The sequence below is a fragment of the Ensifer sp. KUDG1 genome, from assembly GCF_050434285.1.
Taxonomy (GTDB): domain Bacteria; phylum Pseudomonadota; class Alphaproteobacteria; order Rhizobiales; family Rhizobiaceae; genus Ensifer.
This window is the reverse complement of the sequence record NZ_JBNDIG010000018.1, coordinates 1-25,740: the sequence shown is the minus strand read 5'-3', so window position 1 is coordinate 25,740 and position 25,740 is coordinate 1. Positions and strand designations below refer to the sequence as shown.

Here is a 25,740-nt window from a genome sequence, read left to right as displayed (position 1 = left end):
ATATTCGACCCTGCCATTCCAGTGTTTTTGCTCATCCGGCGGACGTTGGCCGCCAGGTCTTTTGCGGCATCCGCCAGTCGATGCCTTCCAGCAGATAACCGAGCTGCGCAGGTGTGATCACCACCGTTCCATCGGCTGCCGAGGGCCAGATGAAGCGTCCCCGTTCCAACTTTTTCGTGAACAGGCAGGCTCCCTGGCCGTCATGCCAGATCACCTTCATCAGGCCACCACCGCGGCCGCGGAACACGAACAGGTGCCCGCACATCGGATCACGCTTCAGTGCCTCCTGCACCATAAGCGACAGACCCGGAAAGCCTTTGCGCATGTCGGTATGGCCTGTCGCCAGCCAGACCTTTACACCGGCAGGGACCGGGATCATCGACGACCCAACACGACGTCGAGAATGCGGCCCAGCGCCTCGGTGTCGATGTCACTATCCACGCGGATGCGTCGGCCACGACCAAGTTCGATCGTTACATCGCTGCGCTTGCGTCGGGGATGGGATGGGGTGGGCGGCTCCGGTGTAGCGGGCGAGCCTGGCGGAGCGGTCTCGGACACGATAACCGGCACCAAAGTGGTGGCCAACTCGATCCTCGGCTCCTCGATTTGGCACAGCTCCTTGCGCCAGCGGAAGAGCTGACTGACATGGATGCCGGCCGCGCGGGCAATCTCCGAGATCACCGCATCCGGCTCAAAGCAGGCCGCAACAAGGCGCTCTTTGTCCTCGCGTGACCAGCGCCGACGGCGCTCTACGGATGTGATCAACTCAATTGGATGCTTCGTCATATGACTACTCCTAGTGTTACCACTAGGACTGGCAGTCAGCAGCCCGTCATCGCAAGACGGCCTTCACCGTGGGCTTACCAAGCATCCGGTGAACGCCGCAGTTCATCATCGGGAAGTCTGGGCGTGTGGTTCACCGGCACCGGCCGGATAAGGTCAAGGCGCAGATGATCTCGGAGATCCTTCGGCTCGGCGCAGTGGTGAAAGAAGTCGGAGAGCGCCATGGCTTGTAGGCAACCACCTTGCCGTTTGGCGGACGATAGCGCGAGAGGGTAAACCGGTTTTTGCTAATGCCAGGGGAGCGCTGGAATGCAACCGTGTGCTGCTCACACCTTAAGCGAAATCCATCGCCTGACGCGCGGACATGGCCGTGCATGGACGGTTATCTGCGATGCCTGGACATCAATTCATGATTTGCGGCCTGAGTAGACGCTCCAAAAGCAGACCGATCGGCAGCGTAAGTATGCACCACATCATTACATAGGTCTTATCCAGATATTGGGTAGGGTACCCTAGATAGTACGCACTTCTCATCCACTCAACTAAGTGGAATACAGGATTGAAGCTACAGAAATAAATAACCTCCTCAGGAAACGATGTAATGTATATCGGGGCGTTAGAGCTCAGATATACCACAACCATAAATAGTGAGTAAATCATAGCGAAGAATGGGAATATAGCCGCTATGACACTTGCTATGATGCCTACCCCAATCGACAAAGCAGCTGTGCAAGCCATCGCGAGTAAAGCTTGCTCAGGTGATCTTGGTACGACATTCGACCCCGTTGCCACGAGGATTGTCCCAATGAAAAGAGTGGCCAAAACAATACCGATGATTTCAAGAAATGATCGGGCGAGCATAATGTCAATCAATTTCACTGCTGGAAAGGCGAGCATGTTTTTGTTTGCAACAACTGAGATCGACATGTAGCGAGAGATATAACTAAACGTTAGAGCCGGAACCAACCCAGTCGCAAAAAAGAGAGCAAGATCCTCTCCAAACACGGCGTTGCGGCCCGTAAAAGAGTAAATAAGCAGTAGGATCAACATATGGGCGACTGGCATAATCGGGCCCATCAGAAACCCTAGTCCATGGTTGAAGTATCGGCTCCGGATGTCGCGCAGGACCACCGCGTGCATCACGCTTATCATCCTGATTAAAGCGATTCTGTCACTGGTCCCGACCGGTGTCGCAGCGCGTCTCATTCCTGGCGTCCTCAAGAAAATGGAGTTGCTCCATATATCGTCTGCATCCCTTTATCGCTAAATGGGCAGGTACGCTACGAAAACAAGTTGGCGCGTTCCTGCGACCGAATGGGTTGGAGCGGCGGAATTCTATGCGATCCCGGTGAGCATCACAGGAACGGAGCAATCATCCACACCGCTTCGGCCAGGGCGATTCGTTGAGCCATGAATGCGTATACCGGCGTGTCGGCTTCGTGCTGGGGGATGATCTTGGCTGAAATGCTGCGGCCACTGTCATTTCCGGGTCATTCCGCTATCGGCCATTCGATTATACCGATCCGCAGAAACGGCTACCGTCGCCACAACAATGGTCGAAAGCTTCGACAACCCAGAGCCCGGGTAGATGCTGTGGTAGCTTCGAACGCGAGGTCGCTGAAAGACCAACCTAGACCGCGAACAGTTGGGTATGACTGCGCGATCTGCGGGCCGCAGTATATGTAGAATCTCACCAAGATAGGCGAGATACCTTGGTCGCGAAAAACAAAACGCCGGGATGACCTTCGTCATCCCGGCCAGTTGGCTTCACTGGGAGGAGAGTACTGCTTTTGGGAGTCAGGCCTTCTTGCGGTTCTTCTGTCGATAGACGTCGATGACGACGGCGGCGACGATGATCAGGCCCTTGACGATTTCCTGGTAGTAGGCGTCGACCCGAAGGAAGGTGAAGCCTGAGGTCATGACGCCAAGGATGATGGTGCCGATGACTGTGCCGGTGACCCGGCCGACGCCGCCCGTCAGCGAGGTTCCGCCGATGACGGTCGCTGCGATCGCGTCCAGTTCGTACATCACGCCCATGCCGGCCTGTGCAGTCTGGGCCCGGGCGGCAGTGACGACGCCGGCAAGGCCTGCCAACATACCGGCAATCGCATAGACCTTGATGAGATGCGCCTCGACATTGATGCCGGAAACGCGGGCGGCCTGGACGTTGGCACCGATCGCATAGGTGAATTTGCCGTAGCGGGTGTAGCGCAGCGCGATGTGGAAGATGATCGCGACGACGAGAAAGACAATGACGGGCCAGATGCCGGTGCCAATGAAGTTGAACTGCTCGGTGAGGCCCGAGACCGGCTGGCCCTTGGTGTACCACTTGGAAATGCCGCGTGCCGAGACCATCATGCCGAGCGTGGCGATGAAGGGCGGGATCTTGGTGCGGGCGATCAGCTGACCGTTGATAAAGCCGGCGAGCAGGCCGATGCCGATGCCAAGGCCGATCGGGACGATCGCCGGCATGTCGGTGAGCGACGGATAGAGCGCACGCGGCCAGGTGGAGGCCTGGGCGACGCTTGCCGAGATCATCGCCGTCATGCCGACGACGGAGCCGGAGGAAAGATCGATGCCGCCCGTTATGATGACCTGGGTGACGCCGACGGCGATGATGCCAATCACGGACACCTGCAAAATCATGATCGTCAGGCGCTGCGGGTTCATGAGGAAGCTCTGGCCGACGAAGATCCAACCGAGGATCTCATAGACCAGCGCGATGCCGATCAGCACCAGGAAGATGTTGAATTCGGGGGGCAGGCGGCGCTTTGCGCCGGCGAGCTGCGCGCTCGTGCCCTGTGCGGCGATGTTGGTGTCCATTTTCATTCCTCCCTTTCGTCGGGTGGCACTTCGCTCAGCTGGCTGCGAGCTCCATGACCTTGATCTGGGTTGCTTCCGCCCTGTCGAGGAAGCCGGTGACGCGGCCTTCATGCATGACCATGATGCGGTCGCTCATGCCGAGCACTTCGGGCATTTCCGAAGAGATCATGATGACCGCGACGCCGTTGCGGGCGAGTTCAGTGACGAGGCGGTGGATTTCCGCCTTGGCGCCGACGTCGATGCCGCGTGTCGGCTCATCGAGGATCAGGATGCGCGGATTGGTGAGCAGCCAGCGGCCGATCAGCACCTTCTGCTGGTTGCCGCCCGACAGGTTCTCGATGCGCTCCTGCAGGTTCGGCGTCTTGACCCGCAGCTTGCGGCTCATCTCTTCGCAGGCAGCCGTGATCAGTCTTTCGGTAACGAAGCCGCCTTTGACGAAACGATCCTGGAGCACCGCGATCTGCATGTTCTCGAGAATGTCGAGGATCAGGAGACAGCCTGTATCCTTGCGGTCTTCGGTCAGAAACGCCATGCGGTTCCTGATCGCCGTGTTCGGGCTGTCGACCGAAAGCATCTTGCCGTCGATCGAAATCGTGCCTGAGCTTGCCGGGGTCACGCCGAAGAGGGTTTCGGCGACATTCGAGCGGCCGGAACCGACGAGACCGGCAATGCCGAGAATTTCGCCGGCGCGGACGTCAAAGGAAACGTCGCGGAACACGCCGTCAAGCGCAAGGTTCTTGACCGACAGCACGACGTCGCCGATCGGAACCTCCTCCTTCGGGAACATCTGGGTGATTTCGCGGCCGACCATCATGCGGATGATGTCGTCGCGGGTAACATCGCTCGACGCGTGCGTGCCGATGAATTTGCCGTCGCGAAACACTGAGAACTCGTCGGCGATCTCGAACAGCTCGTTCATCTTGTGGGTGATGTAGACGATGCCGATCCCCTGTTCGCGCAGGTCCCGGATGATCTCGAAAAGGTGGGCGACCTCGCGCTCGGTCAGCGCAGACGTCGGCTCGTCCATGATGAGCACGTCGGATTCGTAGGAGACCGCCTTGGCGATCTCGACCATCTGCCGGTTGGCCACCGACAGGTGACGCACCTCGATTTCAGGATCGATCTTGATTTTCAGGCGGTCGAAGAGACGCGCGGTGATGCGGTTCATCTCGCCATGATCGACGAACCCGAAGCGGTTTTTCGGCTCGCGGCGGATCCAGATATTTTCCGCCACCGTCATGAACGGCATCAGGTTCAGTTCCTGATGGATCATGGCGATGCCGTTTTCGAGGGCGTCGAGCGGCGACTTCAGCCGGATCTCGGCACCCTTCAGCTTCACGTCGCCTTTGTCGGGCGTGTAAATGCCGGCGAGGATCTTCATCAGGGTCGACTTGCCGGCGCCGTTTTCGCCCATCAGTGCGTGGACAGTACCGCGCTTCAGCTTGAACTCGACATCGTCAAGTGCGACGACACCGGGGAATTCCTTGCGGATCCCTTCCGCAGAAAGAAGATATTCGGCCTTGGGTACCGCGCCGCTGGCGCGCACGGCTGCCATCGTTGTCGGACTGAGCGTCATGTTCCTTGCCTCCCCGTCGTTTCCGGCTGTCGCGGAAAGTCCTCATCGCTGGCGGGTGACCAGCCTATTTTACCGCGTACGGCATCCATTGGACGCAGACATTTGCGGTCGGACCTGCATTTTCGAAACGAGAGCGCGAGGTTTCCCGCGCTCTCGATTGCGGCGATCAGTTCTTCGCCTGGTACTTGTCGAGGTTTTCCTTGGTCACGAGCTCGAAGGGAATATAGACCTTCTTGTCGACTGCTTCGCCCTTGGCGAGCTTCAGCGCGGCGTCGACCGAGCCCTTGCCCTGGCCGGCAGCATTCTGGAACACCGTGACGTCGAGGTCGCCTGCGGCCATGGCTGCAAGAGCATCCTGCGTCGCGTCGATACCGCCGATGACGACGCTATCCATCGAACGGCCGGCGGCCTTCAGCGCCTGGATCGCACCGATCGCCATTTCGTCGTTGTTTGAAATGACGGCGTCGAATTCAACGCCGGCCGAGAGCCAGTTGGTCAGAAGATCTGAGCCTTGCGTGCGCGACCAGTTGGCGGTCTGCTCCTCGACGATCTCAATGCCCTTGCACTGGTCGGTCCCAAGCACATCGTGGATGTCCTTGGTGCGCATGCGGGCGGCCTGGTTGGACAGTTCGCCCATCATCACGACGGCCTTGCCCTTGCCGCCAAGCATCTTGCAGATTTCCTGCGTCTGCAGCGTACCGGATTCCTGCTCGTTCGATGCCACGAAAGCCTGCTTTTCCGGCAGCGTGTCGACGTTGACCGGCTCGCGGTTGACGTAGACGAGCGGGATGCCGGCATCCGCGGCGATCTTCGACATGGCAGCCGTTGCATCGGTATCAACCGGGTTGACGATGATCGCGGTCACGCCGGCGGCGATGAAGTTCTGGATCTGGCTCTGCTGCTTGGAGACGTCGTTCTGTGCGTCTTCGATCTGCAGTTCGACGCCATCAAGCGTCTTGGCGTAGTCGGACATGCCGTTGCGCAAGACCGTCAGGAAGTTGTCGTCGAAAAGGGCCATGGATACGCCGATGGTCTCGGCATGGGCCGCCGTCGACATCATCACGGCCAGCGCTGTGCTGAGCACGAATTTCTTCATTGTCTTTCTCCTCCACAATGGTGCCCGGCGCCACCTTCTCCTGCCGGGGACGCAATGGCCGATTGCGCTCATTCATTTCGAAAGCGGCACTCCCGCTGCGCTTTCGAATAAAACGGAATAAACGAACCAGTAAATTGCGATTACGGAATATGTATTCCATTTTATGCGGGCGCCGTCAAGGCCTGATACGGCGCCCGTTGTTGATTTGACGGCCTCGGGCCGCGGGTGCTCAGATCTGGGTTTGGATGTAGTCCACGCTCTGCCTGACGGCTGCGGCCGGATCCGCCAGTCCGTGGACTTCCGCGGCGAAGGGCTCAAAGGAGAGTGGTCCTGCATACCCCGCCGCGCGCAGGCGCCGAATCTGTCCGACATTGTCGAGCAGGTCGCTCCGGTCGACGAGGACGCGGTGCGAATCACGCAAATCCGACACGGCCACGCGTTCGTCGGTGACGCCGGAAATGTGGATAAGGCCTGTCATCTCGGGATAGACCGCATGCTCACCGGCGAGGTGGTGGTGAAACGTGTCGTGCACCAGGCGGAAGGTCTTCATACCCTCGACTGCCTTGATTGCCTCAGCAGCCTCCGTCTTCGAGCGCAGTGAGCAGATTTCGAAGCCGAGTGGTTCGACGAGTCCGATGATCCCGGCCTTCTCGAGCATCGGCTTCAGTGCCGACAGCGCCTTGCGAAGATTTGCCTGGCGTTCACCATCGGCCCGACCGGTGCCATCATTGACGGGAACGAGGACTAGGGCCTTGGCGCCGCAGTCGCGCGCATAAGCGATCAGTTCCTCGGCTTCGGCCAAACGGGCTTCGTTCCATTCGTTGAAACGTTGAAGGGCATTGATCGAGATGATCGTGATGCCGTGACGACCGGCGAGGGCGGCGACATCCTTCGCTGGCGTGCCGTCGAGGATGGCGTTGCCGGTGAGATCGTTGCGGATTTCGACAGAGGTCATGCCGAGCGATCTGGCGAGTTCGAAAAAGGCGCCAAGTGGTAGGTTCGGCGTCGTCATGTGATTGAGGGCGAAGGGCAGGGCGGTCACGGGAATATTTCCTCCAGTGGGGTGACTATGGGCTATAAATGGAACGTTCATTCCATTTATAGCCTTGCGGACAATTGACCAACTGTCGGAGCGCAGTCAAAGCGCGCAACGCTCAAAGGTCTTGCATCCCTGCAAGATTGCCTTTCGTCAATGATGGAATTCCATCAGGATCCGCTAGATATTCTCCGGCGTAAAAAGGTCGAAGGGAAGGAAAGTTTGCCCCGGCGCCCCGGTCGGGCCTTTGTCGATCGCCTGGATCATCAGGTTGATCGTTTCCCGGGCGAGCGCGGGCGTTGGGGTCGATATCGCCAGTGTCACGACATCGTCGCCAAGGGCCGCACGGGAATCTGGTGTCAGCTCGTTGACGACAGCGATCAGTTTTCCCTCAAGCTTTTCCTCTCGGATCGCCGAGATCGCCCCTTCCATGCCGCCACCGCAGACATAAAAGCCGATCAGGTCCGGGTGACGCTGCAGCAGATTGAGTGTCGCCTCATGGGTGATCTCGGCGGTGTCGAGGTTGACCATTGTATCGAGCACTTCGAAGTCGGGTGCATGCTCGCGAAAATAAGAACGGAAGCCAATTTCGCGCAGCTCATGGCCTAGAAAACGGTGGCTGCCGACGAAGGCAGCGACCTTGCCGGGGCGTTTAGCGGCCTTGGTGATCATCCACGCGGCCGTGCGGCCGACCTTGTGATTGTTGAGGCCGACATAACCCTCGCGGACACCGGCGGCAAAATCCGAAAGCAGGGAGAAGACCGGAATGCCGCGCTCCTTGAGCTCCTCGATGGCGGTGGTCACCGCCGGGTAATCGGGCGCGACGAGCGCAATGGCCTGGTTGCGCGCCGCAGCGGCCCGGAGCTTTTCCGTGATGGCCGATGGGGTGGAATTTGCCACGAAATCGACCTGGGCGAAGATGCGCGCATGCGAGAGCGACAATGCCGCGCTTTCGATTTCCTTCGCAACCGTTTGATAGAAGGCCTGCTCCGGCTTTTGCAGGACGAAGCCAAGCCTGTATTGCGGCAGGTCCTCAAAGACGCGCTGTCGGATCAAGCCCACCGCGTGATAGCCGATTGATTTAGCGGCCTCATAGACCCGGCGCGCGGTTTCCTCGCGCACGGGATGGCGCCCGTTGAGTACGCGGTCGACGGTGGCGACGCTGACGCCGGCGGTGCGCGCAAGATCGGCAATGGTCGGACGGTTGCTCATCGCGGCTCCTGATAGGTTTGTATCACGCATGAAATGCACGTGATGACATCATTTGAGAGAATATATCATTGCTGCATTGAGGCCTGGCAAAAGTCAACCTATCGTCATTGCACGACATGAGACGTCGCCGGCCAGATCGGGTCGGACCGCGGGGAGGAGACCAAATGACGATGATGCCGACGAAGCGAGACTACAGCCTGCTTGGCCGAGATGCCCAGGCGGCCGTCGCCAACGGCCTCTCGGCCGCAGAGTGGTATCACACCGACATTCCACGCAAGCAGATGAAGGAACTGATGAAGCGTGAGGATGGGCCGGCCATCCGCGACACTGCGATCTGGCTCGGTTGTCTCGTTCTGTTCGGTGCACTCGGCATCACCTTCTGGGCCACCTGGTGGGCCGTCCCGTTCTTTCTTGCCTATGGCGTTCTCTACGGTTCCGCCTCCGATAGCCGCTGGCATGAATGCGGCCATGGCACGGCGTTCAAGACGATGTGGATGAACGATGCCGTCTACCAGATCGCCTGCTTCATGATCATGCGCAATCCTGTCACCTGGCGCTGGAGCCACACGCGCCACCATACAGATACGGTGATCGTCGGCCGGGATCCCGAAATCGCGGTCATGCGGCCGCCGGATCTCCTTCGCCTCGTCCTCAATTTCTTCGGCGTGCTCGACGTTTGGCACGCGTTGATCGACATGGTGCGCAACACGTTCGGCATCATCAGCGCCGAGGAAGCGACTTTCATCCCTGAAATGGAGCAGCCGAAGGCGATCCTGGTCGCACGCATCTGGTTTGCGATCTATGCGGCCACCGTTGCCGCCTGCTTCTACCTTGGCTCAATCCTGCCGCTGATGCTGATCGGTCTACCCAGGCTTTATGGCGCCTGGCACCACGTGCTCACCGGGCTGCTGCAGCACGGCGGCTTGGCCGACAACGTGACGGACCATCGACTGAACAGCCGCACCGTCTACATGAACCCGGTGAGCCGCTTCGTCTATTGGAACATGAACTATCATGTGGAGCATCACATGTTCCCGATGGTGCCTTACCACGCGCTGCCGAAGCTGCACGCCATGATCAAGCATGATCTGCCGGGACCGAACCCATCGATGCTGCACGGCTACCGAGAAATGATCCCGGCCTTTCTGAGGCAACTGCGAAACGAAGATTACTTCCTGAAGCGCGAGCTGCCGGTAACGGCAAAGCCCTACCGGGAAGAATTTCACAGCGATGAGATCGTGCATGCAGCCGAATAACCAACGATTGCCAGGAAATGGGAGGAAATCATGAGCGGAGACTGGGTTGAAGTCTGTTCGGCGGACGAAATCGACGAGGAAGATGTGATCCGTTTCGATCACGACGGGCGCACCTTTGCGGTCTACCGCAGCCCGGAAGACGAGTATTTTGCCACAGACGGGCTCTGCACCCACGAGCATATTCATCTGGCAGATGGCCTCGTCATGGACGACATCATCGAATGTCCGAAGCACAACGGCCGCTTCAACTACAAGACCGGCCAGGCCAAGGGCGCTCCCGTTTGCGTCAACCTGAAGACCTATCCGGTGAAGGTCGAGGCGGGAAGCGTGTTCATCGCGCTCGGCTGAAGCCGCTGCCGATAGGATTGGGTTCGCCGCGGCGAGCAGGGAGGTTTGAGATGGGTTCCATCGTCATCGTGGGCGCCGGCGAATGTGGCGCAAGGGCCGCCTTTGCCCTCAGGGAAAAGGAATACGACGGCACGATCACACTGATCGGCGCGGAACCGCATCTTCCCTATGAGCGGCCGCCTCTTTCGAAGGAAGGGCTCAAGGCAGAGGTCGCGCCGAAGTATGTCGCTAATGCCGAGCGCTACGCGGCAGCGGGAATCGAAGTGCTGACGGATATCCCGGTGATGGCCATCGATCGCGCCGAAAAGCGCGTGACGTTCGCAGACGGAAGCAGCATCGCCTATGACCGGCTGTTGTTGACGACCGGTGCGCGGGCGCGAACCATGGCTGGTATAGATGAGGCGTCACGCCGCATCCGCACCCTCAGAACCCATGCCGATGCTGAAGAGATTCGCCGCGAACTCGCGGCTGGCCGCAAGCTTGCGATCATCGGCGGTGGCTTCATCGGTTTGGAGCTCGCCGCAACGGCGCGCCGACTCGGTGCTGCCGTGGCGCTTATCGAAGGGTTGCCGCGCATCCTTTCGCGCGGTGTGCCGGAGGAGATCGCCACAATCGTTGCCGCGCGGCATCGCGCAGAAGGCGTCGACATACGGTGCGGCGCGAAGATCGAGCGCATCGAAGCGGACGAAGGCCGTGCGCGGGTCGTTCTCGCCGGCGGCAAGACAATTGAGGCCGATCTCGTCGTCGTTGGCATCGGCGCGGTCCCGAACACGGAGCTTGCAGCCGTCGCCGGCCTTTCAATCGAGAACGGCATTGCGGTCGACGCAACGCTTCAAACCAGCGATCCGGATATCTATGCCGCTGGCGATTGCTGCTCTTTCCCGCTCTGTCACTATGGTGATCGTCGGATACGTCTTGAGGCGTGGCGCAATGCCCAGGATCAGGGAACGCTCGTTGCCGGTAATCTGCTCGGCGGTGGCGAGGCAATCACCAGCGTGCCGTGGTTCTGGTCCGACCAGTATGATCTGACGCTGCAGATCGCAGGGCTTGCCGACGGCGCTGCGACGATCGTGCGGCGTGAACTCGGTGACGACGCTTTTATTCTTTTCCACCTCGACGATACCGGTCGGCTGCTTGCGGCCTCCGGCATCGGACCGGGCAATGCGGTCGCGCGCGACATCCGGCTTGCAGAAATGCTGATTGCAGCCGGAAAGCGGCCGGATCCGCAGGCGCTCATCTCGCCCGAAACCAAGCTTAAAGCACTCCTCGCCGCCTAGCGTGAGAAGCAAATCTCGTCCTGTTTCCATGATTTCCGGAGCCGTCTCATGAAAAGCCACCGTCCGACCGTTGCCGATCTCTTGTCGATGAAAGGCAAGCGCCAGCTCACCATGCTGCGCGTCGAAACGCTGGATGAGGCCGAAGCGGCCGAAACCGCCGGCATCGATCTCGTTTCCGTTCCCCCGACGCTTTTAGGGCCGGAGTTTCGGGAGGTTGCGCCGACCTGCTTTGCCTTTCCGGGCCTCGAATATGGCGACTACGTTACGGCGGAAGAGTACATGCGTGCAGCCTTCGAGGCGTTGAAGGCCGGCGGTGACGCTGTCTATTGTGCTGCAGGGCTCTCCACCGTCCGGCGTATGCGCGAGGAGGGCATTCCCGTCTGCGGCCATGTCGGCCTCATTCCCTCCAAGGCCACCTGGACCGGCGGTTTCCGCGCGGTCGGCAAGACCGCGCAAAGCGCTCTGGAAATCTGGCGACAGGTCAAGGCGCTTGAGGAGGCCGGCGCCTTCGCGGCAGAAATCGAGGTCGTTCCGGGAGATGTCGCTGGGGCGATCAGTGCCAGAACCTCGATGCTGATGCTTTCGATGGGAGCGGGGTCAGGTTGCGACGCCCAATACCTGTTTGCCGCCGACGTGCTCGGAAGCAATCGCGGCCACGTGCCGCGCCACGCCAAGACTTATCGCAACTTTGCCGCCGAATACGACCGGCTTCAGCGCGAACGGATCGCCGCGTTCTCGGAGTTTGCCGAGGATGTGCACTCGGGCAGCTACCCGCAAGAGGGGCACCTCGTCGGCATTGACGGAGCTGAACTGCGCGCGTTTCTGGCCGACATCGAGCGCGCCTAGAGCCGTATGACTTGCGCGGGAGAGGGTGCTTGGTATAGTCCACGCGCCAATTCAACTTTCTTTCCGCGACGGATTACGATTTGAGCGCCCTTCTTCAGGACAGTCTCACCTTTGTCTGCTTGCTGGCGGTGATTTATGCAGCGACGGTGGCGCTGTACTTCATCCTCGGCTACGGCATCACCTGGCTCAACGACCGCAACCCCGAGCGCCGCATTCAGAAGGGGCGGCGCGGCGAGAAGCGCAAGGCCATCGAGATCCGCCAGAGCATGGCCTCGATCCTCGTGACCTGCACGTCGGTCGCGATCGGCCTTTTCGTCCAGTACAAGGGATGGACCCTGTTTTCGCCCTGGGACTTCAGCTGGTGGACGGCCGTCCCCCTCTTCGTGCTCTGCATGATCCTCTTCGACGCCTGGTTCTATTTCGCCCATCGGCTGCTGCACACCAAACTCTTCTATAAGTACCATCTCCTGCATCACCGCAGTGTCGCGCCGACGGCCTGGAGCAACGATTCGATCGGCTTGGTGGATACCGCCATGAGCCAAGGCTACTACGCCGTGATCACGTTCCTCGTGCCGTTTCCGCCGATCATCCTTCTGGCGCACCGCCTCTTCGACCAGATCAACGGCACCTTCGGCCATGCCGGCTTCGAATACTTCGCCTCACGCACCGCGCGCTATCCCTCGCCGATGCTTTGCACGACCTATCACGACCAGCACCACGCCGAGTTCAAGTACAACTACGCGAACTATTTCTCGTTCTGGGACCGCGTGATGGGGACCGTCGCGCCGAACTATGATCAGAGGGTGGAGATTTTCGAAGGTGAGGCGCCAGCGCTCAATTTGCGACGATCGTTAGCCGGGAAAGACATCGCGGAACGGCGTGTGGCCGACTAGTTTTTGGTTAAACGCCAACTAGCACTGGTGACGGATCAACGATTTCACTAAGCGTTCTTGCCGACAAGTTACGGACTGGATCGTGGATCCTTGAGCTACAGTTAGTACGCGGGCTCCTTCATGAGAAGCCCGCGTACTTTTGGAGGTTATGTAACAAGGTTGCTCACCACCGCATCGAGTGCCTCTCTCACGTTGATTCGCGCTTCTTTAGCATCCGAGCTTTGGCATGTGGTCAAGATCGACGTGTACTTGGCAAATGGCGTCACTGATACGACGTGGTCGGGATTCACGTACACGGGAGCGTTGTTGTCTCCGACCAAAGTGAATCTTACCAATCTCATTATTCTACCCCTGTCTGGCGCCTAGCGTTAGGTGCGAATGAAAACCAGGATAATTTCTCGCTCACGTAAGTAACTCCGCGTCTTATTAATGGCCACACGACACGCTGATGGCGCCTTTGTCTCTTAGGTGAAGCGGATGCAGAGTGCCTGGATAGAGCTGTTCGGCGGGAAATATGTCTCGACGATGACGCGTCGAACAGACATGGAAGGTCCTTCCTCACGCGCATGTAGTTGCTTCGCGTCGACATTCTTGTAATGGCTTCATCTGAAATGTGGTGGCGACCGTTTGATTGGAACATAATGAGAGAGGTTGACGAAGGCGAGTGTCATGTCGCGCTTGTAGGGGCCGCGAGCCTTTACGCTGATCGGCCAATTGTCGTTTCTGTGCACGATCCCGACCACCGGTTTGGACGCCGCCCACAGCTTCTTTTCAAGCGACGTGATCGGACGCCGTCCACCGTTCTTCGCTCCTTCCTGATTGATAGCACCGGTCGCGGACGCTTCTACGGTTGGACACCGGTGCAGTTGGATGCCATTGCGTTGGCCATTGATCCAGAAACCGCGAACCACCTATCTACTGTCGAGCCGGAGATAAGGATTCGGCGCTTATGCTTAATTGAGCTGGCTGTTCTGATCGCATGTCGACGAACCCTAATCTTCTTTCAAATCATTCGTCTTTTCCTCGCCGGCAATAAGAAGGGTGCAGCGTTTCGGTTCGTTCGGCAATGCGATGCGCTCTCCGCTCCTGACTACAGCGATTGGATAGAAGCCCAAGCACTCGCCGAGAAGAATGAAGCTCGCATGGATGGACAAGTCTCCCAAAGGAGCCTGCGGGTACTTGTTTCTATTGATGGCGGTGACGCGCTCGGCGTCGCAGAAACCAGAGATTCGTTGAATGCCCAGTCTTGGCGGTGCTTTCAGGAAGCCACTTCGGCGGATGTCGCGAAGCTGATTGAATTCAACAAGGCGGATAAAGACACACTCTGGATACGGCTTCCGGGCGGCGTGCGCCTTGCTGAGCGCGCACTCGAGAGATTGGTTGAGCCATTCGCCCTCTCTGAAGATGTTGCGATATGTTATTCTGACGAAGACCGTATTAGCGCTCGAGGTGAGCGCTTTGCCCCCTTCTTCAAGCCCGCTTGGAACGCGCCACTCGTGCGCTCGGGCTGGCTTCCATTGGAGGGTGCGGTTTTTCGCGTGGTCCACATACCGAGAGGCGTTGCTGTGGAAAGTGCCTCCAGTGCAGAGATTGCGCTCGCAGTTGCGCAGGCGCGGACAGGCGATATTTTGCATTTGCCACGGGTGCTACTGCACCGTGGGCAATCGTGCTATTCATCCCCGACCCACGCCGAGGTTCAGCCGAGGCGCGAGCGGCCAGCGGTCAGTATAATTATTCCGACGCGGGACAGGGCTGAGCTGCTTGAGGCTTGCCTTAAGGGACTGTTCGAAAACACCGCCCCTGCAGATCTTGATGTCATCGTCATTGACAATGAAAGCACCGAACCAGCCACGTTGGCGCTGTTCTCGCGGTATCAGCAGTCAGGGCTCATCCGTCGGATAGCTCTTCCCGGAGCTTTTAATTTCTCTCGCGCCTGTAACATTGGTGTCGATTCAGCCCAGCACGACCTCATACTTTTGCTGAACAATGACGTGGAACCTATTGATTGCCATTGGCTCGAGTGTCTAGCAGGTGAGCTCGATGATCCCACTGTCGGAGCTGCCGGAAATTTGCTCCTTTTTCCCGATGGCTTCGTTCAACATGGCGGAGTGACGCTCGGTGCGGGGACAGTCGCGCGACACAGCTTTCACTTCCGCGATCCAAAGGACGGTAGCGACAGGGGGCTTTTGCGCCAACGTCGTGATATGTCAGCTGTCACTGCGGCCTGTTTGCTGACGCGCAGGGACCTGTGGCACCGCCTTCGCGGCATGGACGAACAAAATCTGACGGTCGCATTCAACGATGTGGACTACTGCCTGAAACTCCGGGAAGCAGGCTTCCGTATTATCTGGACGCCGGCAGCGGCTATGTTGCATAGAGAGAGCGTCTCGCGTGGTGCCGACGACACGCCGCAGAAGCTTAAGCGCTTCGCGGAGGAGGAGCGCGCCATGCACGAGCGCTGGAGTGATGCCTTGAAAGCAGACCCTTACTACAATCCGAACCTCTCGCTCATTGCCGAAGAATTCGTTCTCGAAGCTCATCCGAGAACTCTTGCTGCGAGGTCGAGTGCTTGAGCCGCTTGCGCGAACGGTTGGCGCGCTGGATCGAGCGGCGGCTACCTCAGCCGCGGCTGCGGGAAGGTGCCACCAACCGGCCAAGACGGCTGGTGAAGCGGATTATCGTTTTCGGTCGGATGCCGAACCCGACCTTCGACTACTATCTGGCCGCGCGCCTAGAGGCGCAAGAAATGCCGCCGTATCAGGTGGTAGACATCCGTAGTGGTGAAACAACTGCGCTGGAAGCCGAAGGAACCTTTGTCATTCTGTGCCGCTACGCGTCACCTTCCGTGCTGCGTTGGATCGAGATCAACGCAGAACACCTTGCCGGCGTAGGACTGTTCGTAGATGATGACATACCTGCTGTTGTGACGGGCAATGATGCGGATTTCTTCTATCGGCTATTCCTTTGGTATCGCGCTCTTTGGCCCCTTCGCCGTCTGAATAGGCATCTAGACATCGTCTGGGCGTCAACGGCAAACCTCGCAGCAAATCTGGCGTGTGCAAGGGCTGTGGTACTGCCGCCAGCGCCGCCGTTGGCGCTAAGTCAGGCAGCGCGAAGCGATCGTGAAAGACAGAGTCAGCCGGGTTCGGAGATCTTGATTGGGTATCATGCAACCGGAGTGCACTTGGAGGAGCACCATTTCCTCAGGCCCGTGATTGCGGAGATTCTGCGCGAAAGACCACAGGTTCGGTTTGAGGTGTTTGCAGATCGGCGTGCGAAATCAATTTGGCGAGGCCTCGAATGCGTGGAGATCCGGGAACCAATGGCTTGGATTGAATACCTGGCGGACGCGAACACCCAGAAAATTGACATTATGCTAGTACCGCTGGCGCCTTCGCGAGTAAATGACTGCCGCGCGGCTACCAAGCGTATTGACATAGCGCGCTACCAAGCGGCTGCGGTGTTTTCCGAGGGGGCGGCATACGGTCGCTCCAATGAGGGCACTGAGCTGCGACTTCCCTACAACGCGAGTTTGTGGCGTGAAACTATTCTGAGGCTGGTTGACGACTCGGAGTTGCGTGAAACAGTAGCTGCCGCCACGCACCAGGCTGTCATGCAATTGGCATGGGCAGCTGTTCCGGGCCTTGAGTCGCTCAAACCTGACAAAGGGTCCAATTTTACGCTCTAAGTAGGCGCGATTTTTCGCTCGGAGCGCCCTCGCTCGAAGCGATGCGATGGCTTCACCGTATGGGAGGGGCTTTCGGAGCGTAGCCGGGCAGTTTCCATCTTCACCACTTTCGCCGAAAATGAATAGGAGGTTCATTTAGACATTGTTGGACGACCGATTGGAATCAGTTTAGCGCGCGAGGGACCGTGACAACTATCCGGAATTGTAATCGGATGATTTTAGATCGAAAGGTCAACTGTTTACGACATTGCGGGCGTGCATCGAAGCTGCTATCTAAAGTACATGCTAAGGTTAACAGCTCACGATGAAGCTTTTTCGACGAGAAGTATATTTTGAATAATAATACGTTAAGCTTAAATACAGCGATCAATGAAGTGCCGTATCGCGGGTCTGTTGATGAATTGACTTCAAGTGGCATTCGGGGGTGGATTGCTGATGGCGATTGCAAGCCTATCGATCGACTTTCGGTTGAACTTGATGGCGTGGGGCTCGGACAGGTTTCGGCTAATCTCAAGCGCCCTGACGTCTCGGCAGCACTAGATACAGACGGTAATTTTGGTTTTGAACTGAAATTTAATCGCTCGGCACTCGTCTCAGGGTTGACGTCAGGTGGACGGACAGAGCCGGGAATGTCGAGGATGGTTTCGTTGCGGGTCTTTGCCGATGCGGCTGGCCTGGGTCAGAAGTTGAGTGGCAATGCGGCTAGTCCGACTCTAGTTATGACTTTGCGAATGACCTTCGCGGAGTGGCTCGAGCATACTGGTTTGCAACTAGTTGAGGACATTTACGACTCTCGGAAGTCTGTCTACTCGCGTATTGCGTTAACTATTGATCAAACGGAAACCGGTCTCAAGTCAATTGCTTTGGAGCAGGAGCCAGAACTCATTGCGACATCTTTGATTTGGCGGGGGCATGCTGATTTCGCAGAGCTGAGTCGCCAGGAGATTGTCGAGAGGTATTTCGATCGCGAGTACTATCTTCGGCAGTACCCGGACGTACAGGCAGCGAACATCGACCCACTCGAGCACTATCTTCGATCCGGCTGCAGAGAGAACCGTAATCCCCACCCGCTTTTTGATGCCAAGTTTTATATTGCAAGCCTTAGTTTGCTAGGAGACGAGAGGAAGCATCTCGCAGAATCTGATCCTTTCTACTTTTTCCTAAAGTTCGGGGCTGTGGTCGACGCCGATCCGCACCTTGGTTTCTGGATGGATTGGTATCGTGCGAAGTACCATTTTCCCAGCCGTTTGCATCCATGGATCGACTACGTCAGTGGCGGTTGGCATTTCGGGCGTGAACCAAACCCAGGCTTCGATAGTACGCTGTTCTTTGCAAAGTTTGGCTCTGCCTTAAAGCAGGATCAGACGCCACTATGTGTCTTTTTTGACAAAAAAGAAGAGAGAGATCTCGTTCCTCACCACCTGTTTTGCAATTCCAAGGTGCTGTCATGTGGTCAGAAGTACGACGCAAATTCACTTAACCGTTATCTTTCTTTTTTGGGCAGTCGTCGGTCTTTGTCTAGTGTATATAGTCCCCTTATAGATTTGGATTATTACAAAAATTATGCAGGCGTTTCTGTAGAAAATTTGCAAAACTTACTTCTTCACTATTTGGTTGAAGGTGAGATTGACGGGTTAAAACCGAATTATCTTTTCGATCCCGCCTGGTATCGTGTAAAATACCACATTGTTTCGGACATTCGAGGGCCGTTGCTGGATTATTTAGCCTCAGGCGAAGCAAAATTGCGCGATCCGAGCAGGTATTTTTCGACCCGATACTACCTATTCATGTACAAGGATGTCGCTTTGGCGGGAATGCACTTGCTGAAGCACTTTCTCTCCAGCGGCGATCGCGAGCGCCGAAGACCTCATAAGCGCTTTGATCCTTTTTGGTACGACAAGATAGTCAAACTTACTCCAAACGAGGACCCGTTTCGGCGGTTCATGAATTCGCCCCTTGCCGCATCTCCCCATCCCGCGATTGTTGTGGGTGATAGGGCAAGTGCCAGCGAACTGCGGGAGTGGCTACACGATCAGCCTGAAGGGGGAGCCCAGAGGTCACCATTTGGCGTGCGAACAGTATTCGAGGTAGGCAGTGGGCAATCGGAAGCTAGCTTTCCTTATGCTAAGGCATTAGGCCGTTCGATTGATGAATTCGAAGATTCGGTCACGCATTTCGATCCGCTGCAAATTTCTAAGCTTCGTCTGAATGAGACGATAGTCCGAAGCTACCCATATTTTGACCTTGCAGCTGCCAACAAGCTGCAACAAGAGGTTCGGCGCCGATTCGAGAAAGAAGGACAGGCGCGGCCCCTTCCGTTGGTCAGCGTAATTATGCCTGCAAGAAATCGGCAGTCCGTGATTCTGCGGGCAGTATCGTCAGTCTTGAGACAAACGTACGACAATTTTGAGCTAATCGTGATTGATGATGGATCGACCGACGGTACGATCGATCGCTTAGCTACAGTTTCGGACAGCCGCGTTAAACTGGTTGAACAAGCGCATTCCGGCGTTTCAGCGGCCAGAAACAAGGGGCTGGAGGCGGCAACTGGCACCTACATATTCTACCTTGATACGGATAATCACTGGGAGCGGTGTTTCCTCGAGATTATGGTAAAATCCATGATCCTTGAGAATGTCGATGCTGCGCATGCGGCGCTGCGGGTCTATAATGACCGCGGTCAAATCTATTACCGTGGCGATGTGTATGATGTGCTCGCCATGGATCGTGAAAACTATATCGATATGAACGTGTTCGGACATCACCGTCGGTTCGTCGACGAGGGAATCCGATTTGATGAATCACTTGCGCGGTGCGTAGACTGGGACTTGATTAGGCGGCTCTCTCTAAAATCACCATCTTACTATGTCGCCTTTCCTGGCTGCAACTATGTGGATGATAGCGGTGAGCTAAAGAGAATTACCAATACTGAGTTGGTGGGAGATTTCTATAAATTATCAATTGAGCAGATGGCGCTCCCCCGCCAGGTCACCGGTCAAACAATGGTGCGCCCGCCGAAATACTCGATAATCTGGTCTATACAGCCTGGCGAACATCACTCGGTTGCGACACAGGTGTGGGATGCTGTGCGCCATTTGTCGAAGGGTGAGCACGAGCTTATCATCATCAACAATGCCTTGCCCGACGCCATGACCGCGCTTCTGGCGGAACTTTCAATGTCGGTACGTGGCTTGAGGGTGATCCACCTTTGGCGAACGTTTATGTTCTTTCCCGCGGCCAACTTAGGCGCGAAACTGGCATGTTCCGAAAGATTGTTTTTTTGGGATGGTAGGCTGCGATATGACGGGGATCAAATTGATAAACTGATGACGGCATTTAGCCCTTCATTTGACGTCTGCTTTCCCCTAGTGGTCGATAATGAGGGCAAGGCGGTCGAAGGGCTGTTTACTGTATCCCATGATTCGGCGTGTCTCCAGGCCATCGCCGGCATGCAGATTATCGATAGAAATGTCGGAGATGCGTTCGGCGTTGCTGCACGACATTTTCCTGTCGCGATAAGCAAGAGCGCCTTTGAGAGGCAGAATGGCTTTAGCTCGAATCTTTGCCTAAACAATGGACTTGTAGGTTTCGTCGTCGCGTCGTGGCGCCAAAATACTCATAAGGTAGTGATGCACCTTGGCTCGCGGTTCACCGCCGAACGGGAGAGGAGTACGTGCGGAACGAGTGTTGCACAGGCGCGCGAGCAAGAATGGTTCATGCAAAACATTGGTCCGCTGCCCAGTATCGAAATTTCGTTCACGAAGGTCCGAACGAAGCCTTCTGCTGTGCCGCAGAAGTATCATGTGTCCCATGGGTTGCTTGAGGCGGCGCCTATTACCCTGCCAGCCAATCTGCGCATCACTCGTTCCGGTTCTAAGTCGATTCAAATCCGGTGCCCGGCGCCAGCTGGACCAGCTAGCCAAGCTTGGGGAGACTATCATTTCGCTCTCTCTTTGAAAACCGCATTTGAGTGCTTAGGACATCGTTGCGAGGTGCGTCTGCGTGATCATTGGAACTATCCTACGCATGACGTAGATGTCGTGCTTCATTTGCGCGGGATTGTGGACGTCAAGGCGGTGCCGGGCGCCGTTAACTTTTTGTGGCTTATAAGTCACCCCGATAAACTGCGAGCGTCCGAGCTTGAGGGCATGTCCGGGGTTTTTGTTTGCTCGGAAAAATCGCGACTGGACGTCCGTCAAAGGTATGGGGTCAGCTCGTCTATCCTTCCGCAGGCGACAGATGCTCATCGCTTCTCATTCCTGGATGAAGGGACTGTGACGTCGATTTCACAGCGCTTTTTGTTCATCGGAAATTCGCGGCGCGAGCCACGCCAAATCGTTTTGGATTCCGTGAAGATGAACTTGCCGCTCGATATTTATGGGCAGGATTGGGAGTTTTTTGTCGACGCGTCCTATATTCGTGGGAAGCACATCGACAATTCCAATCTTGCTCATTGGTATAGATCAGCGCTGTGTGTTTTGAACGATCATTGGCCTAGCATGGCGCGTGCAGGGATTATCTCGAACAGATTGTTTGATGTGATTGCCTGCGGCGGAGTGGCGATTACAGATGAAATAGCGGGCGTTCAGGAGATATTCGGTGAACACGTGAAAGCATACTCTGGTCGGCGAGACCTGGAAGTTTTGACAGAGAGTGTTAACGAGTGGGCGCCAACTCTATCGCAAAGACGCGAAATGAGCGCTGAGCTGTTATCAAATCATTCGTTCGATACGCGCGCGCGGCAGATTATAGAATACTTGGCCAAAGCTTGAGTGTAGAGTTTCTTATTATGACAGATGTTAAGCCAATTGCATTTTATCTTCCTCAGTTCTATCCGAACGCCATCAATGATATCAATTGGGGACAGGGTTTCAGTGAATGGCGGAGTGTGGTGAAAGCTAAACCGTTGTTCGATGGACACTTCCAGCCACGTCTGCCCGGTGCGTTAGGTTTTTACGATCTCCGCAGTCAGGAGGTGTTTGAGGAGCAAGCTGACTTAGCCCGTGCTGCCGGCGTTTTCGGCTTTTGCTTTTACTACTATCGGATGGGAAGCCGGCGCCTTCTAGAGCGGCCACTTCATTCGTATTTAGACGGAGGGCGCCCAGATTTTCCATTTATGTTTTGTTGGGCCAATGAAAGCTGGACGCGAGCGTGGGATGGTAAGTCTGACGATTTGCTGCTCGAACAATTATACGACGACGTCACGAAACAGGGGCTTATTGCCGACCTTGTCGAGGCGACGAAGGATCCGCGGTATATTCGTATCAAGGAGAAGCCATTCGTGCTCATCTACCAGGTTGAGCGGATCCCTGACCGTAAGCTTTGGTTAGAAGAACTTAGGCAGGCGGTTTGGTCTCGGACTGGGCAGGAACTGACGATAGGATGTGTCTTCTCGCCTGGTCTCAGACTCGAAATGTTGCGGGACGTCGATTCAGTTGTACAGTTCCCGCCGCATCGTCTACCTCGCAATCTCCCTCGCAAATTGATTGATGTCGAAACGGTCAGCCCCTTCGATACGTCTCGCGAAGATTATTTCGAATCTTATGACGCCATCGTTGAGGCCGCGCTAACGCGCGTGGACGGTTTTGAAAGGATGTATCCCGGAGTGACGCCTGATTGGGATAACTCTCCGCGCAGGTCGAAGAATGCGCATGTCGTTGTTGGTAGCACGCCGGCAAAGTTTGCAGCCTGGGTCCGAAGGGCCAGCGATGTGAGCCGCGAAAAGTTCCAATCTGGCAGTATTGATGCGCCGCTTCTGTTCGTTAATGCTTGGAATGAATGGGCCGAGGGTGCCGTGCTGGAGCCAACGGAAAGTTTGGGTACGGCATACCTTTCGGCGCTTACTCAAGGGATTTCTTTGCAAGCTCCGTCTAAATTGTAGACTCGGTAAATCTAGGAGGCTATTTTATCAGCGGAGATACCTCGTATAAGAGTTGCGGGTGCTTAATGCCCACTCTTGGAATGTGATCCCAATGTACGAGCCCTTTGCAAAAATCCGAAAACATGTGCCAGGCTACAAATTTGAAGTTGTTTTCGACGTTGGAGCCAACGTCGGAAATCTAACAAAACAGTTCCATGAGGAACTCCCGTCGGCGAGAATATTTGCGTTCGAACCAGTGTTGTCAACATATGAGGCTGCGTGTGTGCAGACCATAGATTGTAGCGGAGTGACCATATTAAATTTAGCGCTCGGCGCGTCAGAGGGGACGGCTCACATGACGATCGGAGATAACTCTGAGATGAACAGAGTCGATCGGCGTCGGGGCGATCATGTGGTGCAGATGAGCACGGTTGATCATATTTGTTCGGGTCGCCAGATTTCCGGCATCAGCTATCTCAAAATTGATACGGAAGGGCATGACCTGGAGGTATTGCGAGGGGCGTCGCATATGCTCCAAAATACCGACTTCGTAGAATGCGAGGTTAGTCTCAATAGATACAACAAATACCATGTTTTGTACGATGATGTGAATGGCTTCCTCGAGCCATTCGGCTTTGGTGTTTTTCATTTATTTGAACAAACGATGGAGTGGATTGCAAAGGCACCCATTCTGCGGCGTGCAAATGTCGTTTTTGTGAGCTCAAGAATTTACGGGAATGTCTAATGTCGACTTGTTGTCGCGGTGTCGTTCCCAACCTACCAAGAGTGCAGGCGGCATTATCTATGGCGCGAAAATCAGTGGCGACGGAGGCGGCTCGCAGGCACTGGATTGGGGCGAACAATAGAAGTTGCAGTTTGAGATGGATTACGCTCGAGAGAGTAAGGGTAGTAGGTATAAGAGCCGAATCTGTTCAAATCTCTACCGAAACCGGGAAGTTTATCTCGTTTAGGCGCTGCATTAGCAGGACATGCTAGCGAGAGTTTGCAACATGTGTTTGTGCAAGATAACGTGCGCTGCGGACCCGGTAGAGGACATGGATTTTTGTCAGGTTTTTTCAAGAAGTACGAGGGCTTCTGCCCTATATGCCAAAAGCACGCATCATTCCAGGCGTCCGGCGAGTGGTTTCGAGGCCGATTGATCTGCTCAACATGTCCTAATGGGTCGGTTCCCAGAGAGCGTGCTTTGGCGCTCGTCTTGGAGGAAACATTTCCACATTGGCGATATTTGCAGATTCACGAATCGTCTCCGATAAGCCGGGGGATTTCGGTCAAGCTCGCCCGTGAAGCGAGACACTTAGTTCAAACTCAGTTCTATCCCGATCTTCCACGGGGATCGACCGAACGCGAATTCAGAAACGAGGATCTACAGAAACTCACGTTTGAGGATAGGGCATTCGACCTTTTCATTTCGCTGGACGTTTTGGAACACATTCCGGATCCAGAGGCGTGCATCAATGAAATTTGGCGTACCCTGAAACCTGGCGGCGCCATGATCAGCACGTGGCCCGTCCGCAACAATCAGGTTGACGCCGTCGAACGGCGTGTCGTCTTCAACGACGATGGAACGCTCACGCACCTCAAGCCCGAGGAGTGGCACGGCAATCCTGTCAGCGACAAGGGTGCACTTGTGACGGTCGATTATGGCTACGATATCCATAAAAAGATAGCGGAGTGGAAGCCATTCGATGTCCGTGTGTATCGCTTTGCCGATGCGACGCATGGAATTTTGGGAGAATACACCGAAGTGTTTCTCGCTCGCAGACCGCTGAACTCATAACGTCAGACGATGTGCGTATCGATTCCGGTTCGGGATACTAGTCAGGCACGAGCATCACGACGCCAGCCAAATAGTTGTGACGGATGTATGCCGATGCGATGCGCAATCGCCGAAACGCTTGCACCGGGCTCCATCGCCTCAGCCAGCCCGCTCCTTGATTTCATCCGACCAGCGCCGCCGAAACTGCCGCGGCGCACCCTCGAGCCGTTCCGGAACGGCTTCGATCATATGGAAGTTTCGTAAGCGACAAGGAGACCCCATCTGGCAGGCGTGATGGACGTCGCGCTATGGCAGGCATCTGATTTCTCTGACTGTGAGGATCTATGTCTACGCCTACGGCTAGCCCTAGAATGATCCATATGATTGAGGCGGTAACGGATCGACTTGAGGGTTCTCCCCGCCAGTTGCGACGTTTCTGGTCTGACGAATTTAAGGTCGAGGCCGTTGAGGAGGCTTGCCGGCCTGGAGTGAATATCTCGGCGATCGCACGACGGATCGGCATTACGCCCTCTCAACTCTACCGGTGGCGGCGAGACCTTCTGAACGAGAGCGAGCCGGACCATGTGGCGTCGGCTGAAAGTGGACAGAGATCGATGATCGGGGTCAGCTCTGTCGTCGAGGTGGTCATCGGCGACGTTGTAATCCGGGCCGGTGCTGAGATCGACGAAGCGCATTTGCAGCGCGTTATCCGAGCGGTACGCTCGGCATGATCCCGTCAGGCGTGAAGGTCTTCCTTGCCAGCCATCCGATCGACTTCCGCAAGGGGCCGGACAGCCTGCTTTCGCTGGTGCGGGATGCTGGCAGTGATCCGTTCAACGGAGCGCTCTATGTCTTTCGGGCGAAACGAGCGGACCGGATCAAGATCGTATGGTGGGATGGCTCGGGCGTCTGCCTTTATGCCAAACGGCTAGAGAAAGCTCAGTTCTGCTGGCCACGTATCGGCCACAGCCGCGTCCAGCTGAATCATGCCCAGCTTCTGGCTTTGGTGGATGGTATGGACTGGAAGCGGGTGCGGTCGACGCCCGTCAAGCCTCCCGAGATTGTTGGGTAAAACCACTGCGGCGAAGTGAATCAGGTGCCTGAAACCGCGGGCGGATCACGGCAAAATATGCTCTGATCTGACCCATGACGCGACCCGAGATCGAGCTCCCGGATTGCGGATTCCAGGAATTAACCGGACGGGATTCCGATCAAAATCCGGACAGCGTTCCGATCTGAAGCCGGACAGCATTCCAATCAATTACCGGA

The 25,740-nt window shown here is 56.4% G+C and carries 22 protein-coding genes; 13 read left to right on the top strand and 9 right to left on the bottom strand.

What is annotated here, in order from left to right; translation table 11 throughout:
- Positions 1-31: 31 nt before the first annotated feature.
- The 8 genes from tnpB (M2267_RS29535) to M2267_RS29500 form a co-directional block, all read right to left on the bottom strand.
- On the bottom strand, positions 32-379 hold the full coding sequence (gene tnpB / locus M2267_RS29535) for an IS66 family insertion sequence element accessory protein TnpB (protein ID WP_429119432.1): 348 nt from the start codon (positions 377-379) through the stop codon (positions 32-34).
- Positions 376-786 carry an IS66-like element accessory protein TnpA gene (tnpA, locus tag M2267_RS29530; RefSeq protein WP_429119431.1) on the bottom strand — a complete coding sequence of 137 codons (411 nt, stop codon included), beginning with the start codon at positions 784-786 and terminating at the stop codon, positions 376-378. The genes tnpB (M2267_RS29535) and tnpA overlap by 4 nt, the downstream gene beginning before the upstream one ends.
- Positions 787-1,185: 399 nt before the next feature.
- A complete protein-coding gene (locus M2267_RS29525) occupies positions 1,186-1,923 on the bottom strand; it encodes an ABC transporter permease (RefSeq protein ID WP_252160901.1) in 738 nt (245 codons plus the stop codon).
- Positions 1,924-2,580: 657 nt separating this feature from the next.
- On the bottom strand, positions 2,581-3,606 hold the full coding sequence (locus M2267_RS29520) for an ABC transporter permease (RefSeq protein WP_429119430.1): 1,026 nt from the start codon (positions 3,604-3,606) through the stop codon (positions 2,581-2,583).
- 34 nt (positions 3,607-3,640) lie between these two features.
- On the bottom strand, positions 3,641-5,182 hold the full coding sequence (locus M2267_RS29515) for a sugar ABC transporter ATP-binding protein (protein WP_429119429.1): 1,542 nt from the start codon (positions 5,180-5,182) through the stop codon (positions 3,641-3,643).
- A gap of 166 nt (positions 5,183-5,348) precedes the next feature.
- The gene (locus tag M2267_RS29510) at positions 5,349-6,278 is read right to left on the bottom strand and encodes a sugar ABC transporter substrate-binding protein (protein WP_192439150.1); all 930 of its coding nucleotides are present in this window, start codon (positions 6,276-6,278) and stop codon (positions 5,349-5,351) included.
- Positions 6,279-6,507: 229 nt separating this feature from the next.
- Entirely contained in the window at positions 6,508-7,320 is an 813-nt protein-coding gene (locus tag M2267_RS29505; RefSeq protein WP_252160636.1) for a TIM barrel protein, read from the bottom strand.
- Positions 7,321-7,494: 174 nt separating this feature from the next.
- Positions 7,495-8,526, bottom strand: coding sequence for a LacI family DNA-binding transcriptional regulator (locus M2267_RS29500; RefSeq protein WP_252160635.1), 1,032 nt, complete (start codon positions 8,524-8,526; stop codon positions 7,495-7,497).
- Between the two features lie 164 nt (positions 8,527-8,690).
- Here M2267_RS29500 and M2267_RS29495 point away from each other — a divergent pair, with 164 nt between their 5' ends.
- The 11 genes from M2267_RS29495 (at position 8,691) to M2267_RS29445 (ending at position 24,492) form a co-directional block, all read left to right on the top strand.
- Entirely contained in the window at positions 8,691-9,782 is a 1,092-nt protein-coding gene (locus M2267_RS29495) for a fatty acid desaturase family protein (RefSeq protein ID WP_429119428.1), read from the top strand.
- Between the two features lie 30 nt (positions 9,783-9,812).
- Positions 9,813-10,130 (top strand): MocE family 2Fe-2S type ferredoxin, encoded by a 318-nt coding sequence (locus M2267_RS29490; RefSeq protein ID WP_429119427.1) that lies wholly within the window; start codon positions 9,813-9,815, stop codon positions 10,128-10,130.
- Positions 10,131-10,180: 50 nt separating this feature from the next.
- Positions 10,181-11,407: an NAD(P)/FAD-dependent oxidoreductase gene (locus M2267_RS29485; RefSeq protein ID WP_429119426.1), complete on the top strand. Its 1,227-nt coding sequence runs from the start codon at positions 10,181-10,183 to the stop codon at positions 11,405-11,407.
- A 48-nt stretch (positions 11,408-11,455) separates the two neighbouring features.
- Positions 11,456-12,253, top strand: coding sequence for a 3-methyl-2-oxobutanoate hydroxymethyltransferase (locus M2267_RS29480; RefSeq protein WP_252160631.1), 798 nt, complete (start codon positions 11,456-11,458; stop codon positions 12,251-12,253).
- An 80-nt stretch (positions 12,254-12,333) separates the two neighbouring features.
- Entirely contained in the window at positions 12,334-13,146 is an 813-nt protein-coding gene (locus M2267_RS29475) for a sterol desaturase family protein (protein WP_429119425.1), read from the top strand.
- 596 nt (positions 13,147-13,742) lie between these two features.
- Complete coding sequence (locus tag M2267_RS29470; protein ID WP_429119424.1) at positions 13,743-15,719, top strand: glycosyltransferase family 2 protein; 1,977 nt, start codon at positions 13,743-13,745, stop codon at positions 15,717-15,719.
- Positions 15,716-16,834 carry a hypothetical protein gene (locus M2267_RS29465; protein ID WP_429119423.1) on the top strand — a complete coding sequence of 373 codons (1,119 nt, stop codon included), beginning with the start codon at positions 15,716-15,718 and terminating at the stop codon, positions 16,832-16,834. Before M2267_RS29470 ends, M2267_RS29465 begins: the two co-directional genes overlap by 4 nt.
- Before the next feature lie 332 nt (positions 16,835-17,166).
- Positions 17,167-21,606, top strand: a complete 4,440-nt coding sequence (locus M2267_RS29460; protein ID WP_429119422.1) for a glycosyltransferase — start codon at positions 17,167-17,169, stop codon at positions 21,604-21,606.
- Positions 21,607-21,623: 17 nt separating this feature from the next.
- Positions 21,624-22,715 carry a glycosyltransferase WbsX family protein gene (locus M2267_RS29455; RefSeq protein WP_252160626.1) on the top strand — a complete coding sequence of 364 codons (1,092 nt, stop codon included), beginning with the start codon at positions 21,624-21,626 and terminating at the stop codon, positions 22,713-22,715.
- Between the two features lie 91 nt (positions 22,716-22,806).
- Complete coding sequence (locus M2267_RS29450) at positions 22,807-23,439, top strand: FkbM family methyltransferase (protein WP_252160625.1); 633 nt, start codon at positions 22,807-22,809, stop codon at positions 23,437-23,439.
- A gap of 459 nt (positions 23,440-23,898) precedes the next feature.
- Positions 23,899-24,492 carry a class I SAM-dependent methyltransferase gene (locus tag M2267_RS29445; protein ID WP_338082504.1) on the top strand — a complete coding sequence of 198 codons (594 nt, stop codon included), beginning with the start codon at positions 23,899-23,901 and terminating at the stop codon, positions 24,490-24,492.
- A gap of 41 nt (positions 24,493-24,533) precedes the next feature.
- Here the strand turns inward: M2267_RS29445 and M2267_RS29440 are convergent, their stop codons facing one another.
- Complete coding sequence (locus M2267_RS29440; RefSeq protein WP_252160899.1) at positions 24,534-24,626, bottom strand: transposase; 93 nt, start codon at positions 24,624-24,626, stop codon at positions 24,534-24,536.
- Between the two features lie 216 nt (positions 24,627-24,842).
- On the opposite strand from M2267_RS29440, the gene M2267_RS29435 reads away from it, so the two are divergent.
- On the top strand, positions 24,843-25,202 hold the full coding sequence (locus M2267_RS29435) for a transposase (RefSeq protein ID WP_246806152.1): 360 nt from the start codon (positions 24,843-24,845) through the stop codon (positions 25,200-25,202).
- Entirely contained in the window at positions 25,199-25,543 is a 345-nt protein-coding gene (gene tnpB / locus M2267_RS29430; protein ID WP_057249416.1) for an IS66 family insertion sequence element accessory protein TnpB, read from the top strand. Before M2267_RS29435 ends, tnpB (M2267_RS29430) begins: the two co-directional genes overlap by 4 nt.
- Positions 25,544-25,740 lie beyond the last annotated feature (197 nt).

Coding starts and splice junctions, on each gene's coding strand:
- tnpB (WP_429119432.1), bottom strand. CDS start 379: ATGATCCCGGTCCCTGCCGGTGTAAAGGTCTGGCTGGCGACAGGCCAT.
- tnpA (WP_429119431.1), bottom strand. CDS start 786: ATGACGAAGCATCCAATTGAGTTGATCACATCCGTAGAGCGCCGTCGG.
- M2267_RS29525 (WP_252160901.1), bottom strand. CDS start 1,923: ATGCACGCGGTGGTCCTGCGCGACATCCGGAGCCGATACTTCAACCAT.
- M2267_RS29520 (WP_429119430.1), bottom strand. CDS start 3,606: ATGGACACCAACATCGCCGCACAGGGCACGAGCGCGCAGCTCGCCGGC.
- M2267_RS29515 (WP_429119429.1), bottom strand. CDS start 5,182: ATGACGCTCAGTCCGACAACGATGGCAGCCGTGCGCGCCAGCGGCGCG.
- M2267_RS29510 (WP_192439150.1), bottom strand. CDS start 6,278: ATGAAGAAATTCGTGCTCAGCACAGCGCTGGCCGTGATGATGTCGACG.
- M2267_RS29500 (WP_252160635.1), bottom strand. CDS start 8,526: ATGAGCAACCGTCCGACCATTGCCGATCTTGCGCGCACCGCCGGCGTC.
- M2267_RS29495 (WP_429119428.1), top strand. CDS start 8,691: ATGACGATGATGCCGACGAAGCGAGACTACAGCCTGCTTGGCCGAGAT.
- M2267_RS29490 (WP_429119427.1), top strand. CDS start 9,813: ATGAGCGGAGACTGGGTTGAAGTCTGTTCGGCGGACGAAATCGACGAG.
- M2267_RS29485 (WP_429119426.1), top strand. CDS start 10,181: ATGGGTTCCATCGTCATCGTGGGCGCCGGCGAATGTGGCGCAAGGGCC.
- M2267_RS29480 (WP_252160631.1), top strand. CDS start 11,456: ATGAAAAGCCACCGTCCGACCGTTGCCGATCTCTTGTCGATGAAAGGC.
- M2267_RS29470 (WP_429119424.1), top strand. CDS start 13,743: ATGGCTTCATCTGAAATGTGGTGGCGACCGTTTGATTGGAACATAATG.
- M2267_RS29455 (WP_252160626.1), top strand. CDS start 21,624: ATGACAGATGTTAAGCCAATTGCATTTTATCTTCCTCAGTTCTATCCG.
- M2267_RS29450 (WP_252160625.1), top strand. CDS start 22,807: ATGTACGAGCCCTTTGCAAAAATCCGAAAACATGTGCCAGGCTACAAA.
- M2267_RS29440 (WP_252160899.1), bottom strand. CDS start 24,626: ATGGAGCCCGGTGCAAGCGTTTCGGCGATTGCGCATCGCATCGGCATA.
- M2267_RS29435 (WP_246806152.1), top strand. CDS start 24,843: ATGATCCATATGATTGAGGCGGTAACGGATCGACTTGAGGGTTCTCCC.
- tnpB (WP_057249416.1), top strand. CDS start 25,199: ATGATCCCGTCAGGCGTGAAGGTCTTCCTTGCCAGCCATCCGATCGAC.